Annotated in this window: 4 protein-coding genes; 2 read left to right on the plus strand and 2 right to left on the minus strand. The window is 66.0% G+C overall.

Annotated elements, in window-relative coordinates:
* Together AC2VOG_RS17890 and AC2VOG_RS17895 are read left to right on the plus strand one after the other, a co-directional pair.
* Positions 1-211 (plus strand): EF-Tu C-terminal domain-related protein (locus tag AC2VOG_RS17890; protein ID WP_486941186.1); only part of this gene is annotated, 211 nt, incomplete at its 5' end.
* Positions 212-337: 126 nt separating this feature from the next.
* Positions 338-1,156, plus strand: a complete 819-nt coding sequence (locus AC2VOG_RS17895) for a mycofactocin-coupled SDR family oxidoreductase (RefSeq protein ID WP_486941187.1) — start codon at positions 338-340, stop codon at positions 1,154-1,156.
* Here AC2VOG_RS17895 and rocD read toward each other — a convergent pair.
* Together rocD and ddaH are read right to left on the minus strand one after the other, a co-directional pair.
* Positions 1,153-2,397 (minus strand): ornithine--oxo-acid transaminase, encoded by a 1,245-nt coding sequence (rocD, locus tag AC2VOG_RS17900; RefSeq protein ID WP_486941188.1) that lies wholly within the window; start codon positions 2,395-2,397, stop codon positions 1,153-1,155. The two genes, AC2VOG_RS17895 and rocD, sit on opposite strands and share 4 nt — an antisense overlap.
* Positions 2,394-3,060, minus strand: a 667-nt coding sequence (gene ddaH, locus AC2VOG_RS17905) for a dimethylargininase (protein ID WP_486941189.1), incomplete at its 5' end; no start/stop codon positions are given. The genes rocD and ddaH, both read right to left, overlap by 4 nt.

The raw sequence follows: 3,060 nt of genomic DNA on the forward strand, positions 1-3,060 counted from the left end.
CAACTACCGTCCGCAGTTCTACTTCCGCACCACCGACGTGACCGGTGTGGTGACGCTGCCGGAGGGCACCGAGATGGTGATGCCCGGTGACAACACCGAAATCTCGGTCAAGCTGATCCAGCCCGTCGCCATGGATGACGGCCTGCGGTTCGCGATTCGTGAAGGTGGCCGCACCGTCGGCGCCGGCCGGGTCACCAAGATCATCAAGTAGTTCGCACGTCGAAAGCGGCGCTCACCCGAACGGGTGGGCGCCGTTTTCGTTCCTGAGCGACGAGGCGATTAGAACACGTTCCAGTTTCGCTGCTAGCCTGATCGGCAGTCGGCGAAAGGGGCAGTCGTGACGGGAACTCTGCAGGGGCGGGTCGCGTTCATCACCGGTGCCGCGCGCGGCCAAGGTCGCGCGCACGCGATCCGGTTGGCCCGCGAAGGCGCCGACATCATCGCCGCGGACATCTGCGCCCCGGTGTCGCACAGCATCACCTACCCGGCCGCCACCCCGGCGGATTTGGCGGAGACGGTGCACGCGGTCGAGGCGCAGGGGCGCAAGATCCTGGCCCGCCAGGTCGACATTCGCGACGACGCGGCGCTGCGACAGTTGGTCGCCGACGGTGTCGAGGAGTTCGGCCGCCTCGACATCCTGGTCGCCAATGCCGGCGTGCTGAGTTGGGGGCGGGTCTGGGAGCTTTCCGACGAGCAATGGGACAGCGTGATCGGGGTGAACCTGACCGGCACTTTCCGCACCGTGCGTGCCGTGGTGCCGGTGATGATCGAGGCCGGCAGCGGCGGGGCCATCGTGGTGGTCAGTTCGTCGGCCGGACTGAAGGCCACCCCGGGTAACGGACACTACTCCGCGTCCAAGTACGGACTCACCGCGCTGACCAATACATTGGCAATTGAGCTGGGGGAGTATGGTATCCGCGTCAATTCGATCCATCCCTACTCGGTCGAGACGCCGATGATCGAGCCAGAGCTGATGATGCAGGTCTTCGCCGAGCACCCGCACTTCGTGCACAGTTTCGGACCGATGCCGCTGCAGCCCAACGGGTTCATGGCAGCTGCAGAGGTATCCGATGTCGTGGCCTGGCTCGTTTCCGACGGATCGGGTACGTTGACCGGAGCGCAGATTCCGGTCGACAAGGGCGTGTTGAAGTACTAATTCGCCAGCTCGGTCAATGTCGCGGCTAATTGATCTATGGCCCAATCGATTTCACCCTCGGTGATCACCAGCGGCGGTGCGATCCGTATCGTCGACCCGTGCGTGTCCTTGACCAGAACGCCGCGTTCGGCCAGCCGCAGGCTGAGCTGCCTGCCGGTTCCGAGCGTCGGGTCGATGTCGACGCCGGCCCAGAGCCCAAGCCCGCGCACGTCGAGCACGCCCCGGCCGATCAGCGCACGCAGCCGCCAATGCAGTCGTCGTCCCAGTCGCGCTGCACGCTGCTGGAATTCGCCGCGGTTCAGCATCGACACCACGGTGCTGGCGATCGCCGCGGCAAACGGGTTACCGCCGAACGTCGAACCGTGCTCACCGGGATGTAGCACGCCGAGAACGTCGCGGTCGGCCACCACCGCCGATACCGGGACGACACCGCCGCCCAAAGCCTTGCCCAGCAGATAGATGTCGGGCACCACCCCCCAGTGATCGCAGGCGAATGTGCGCCCGGTGCGGGCCAGGCCGGACTGGATTTCGTCGGCAATCATCAGAATGTTTCGGGCCGTGCAGATTTCACGCACCTCTGGCAGATAGTCCTCCGGTGGCACGACGACGCCGGCCTCGCCCTGGATCGGCTCCAGCAAGACGGCGACGGTGTGCTCGTCGATTACCTCGGCCAGCGCCCCGGCGTTGGCGAACGGCACGGAACGAAAGCCCGGGGTGAAGGGCCCGAAGCCGGCGCGGGCGGTCGGATCCGTCGAGAAGCTGACGATGCTGATGGTTCGGCCGTGAAAGTTGTTGTCGGCAACCACGATATTGCCCGAGCCGGCGGGAACACCCTTGACCTCGGTGCCCCATTTGCGCGCTACCTTGAGCGCGCTCTCCACCGCCTCGGCGCCGCTGTTCATCGGCAGCACCATGTCTTTGCCGCACAACGCGGCCAGCGACGCGCAGAAGCGGCCCAGGGGTTCGGCGTGGAAGGCGCGGCTGACCAGCGTGAGGACGTCGAGTTGAGCGTGGGCGGCCGCGGTGATCTCGGGGTTGCGGTGCCCGAAGTTCACCGCCGAATATGCGGCCAGGCAGTCGAGGTAGCGACGACCTTCGACATCGGTGATCCAACACCCCTCGGCGCCGGCAGCCACCACGGGCAGCGGCGAGTAGTTGTGCGCGCAGCAGCGTTCGTCGAGCGCGATCGCCGACGCGGTCAGTTCGCCGTTGCCGGCCACCACCGTGCGCGACGCGGTCACGAATACACCTCGAGCGTGCAGCACTTGACGGATCCACCACTCTTGAGCAGCTCGGGCATGTCGACACCGATCGGCTCGAAACCGGCTTCGGTCAGTTGCCGTGCAAAGCCGACGGCCGCGGCCGGGTGTATGACGTGGCGGCCGTCGGAGACGGCATTCAGGCCGAACGCGAAGGCGTCGGCCGTGTCCACCTGGATCGCATCGGGAAACAGGGTTTCCAGGTGCGCGCGGGAGACGTAACTGAACGCCGGCGGATAGTAGGCGATGGTGTTGTCGTCGAGCACGGTCAGCGCGGTGTCGAGATGGTAGAAGCGCGGGTCGATCAATTCGAGACTGATCACCCGCCGGTGAAAGATCCCGGCTATTTCGCCGTGTGCCCGCAGGTCGGTCCGGAAACCGTAGCCGGCCAAGATGTCGTCGCCCACGGGCAACAAGTCGCCCTGGCCTTCGTTGACGTGGCGGGTCTGGTGTGGCCGGTGGCCGTGCGCGCACAGCCACGCGGCGTATGCGGCTGACTCCTGTTTGCGCTCAGGGTATTTGAAGCGCGCAATGACCGCCCTGCCATTGATGATCAACCCGCCGTTGGCGGCGAAGACCATGTCCGGCAGGCCGGGCACCGGGTCAACCAGATCGACGGTATGCCCCAGTCGCCGGTAGAGGTCG

The sequence above is a fragment of the Mycobacterium sp. TH-M11 genome, from assembly GCF_057473725.1.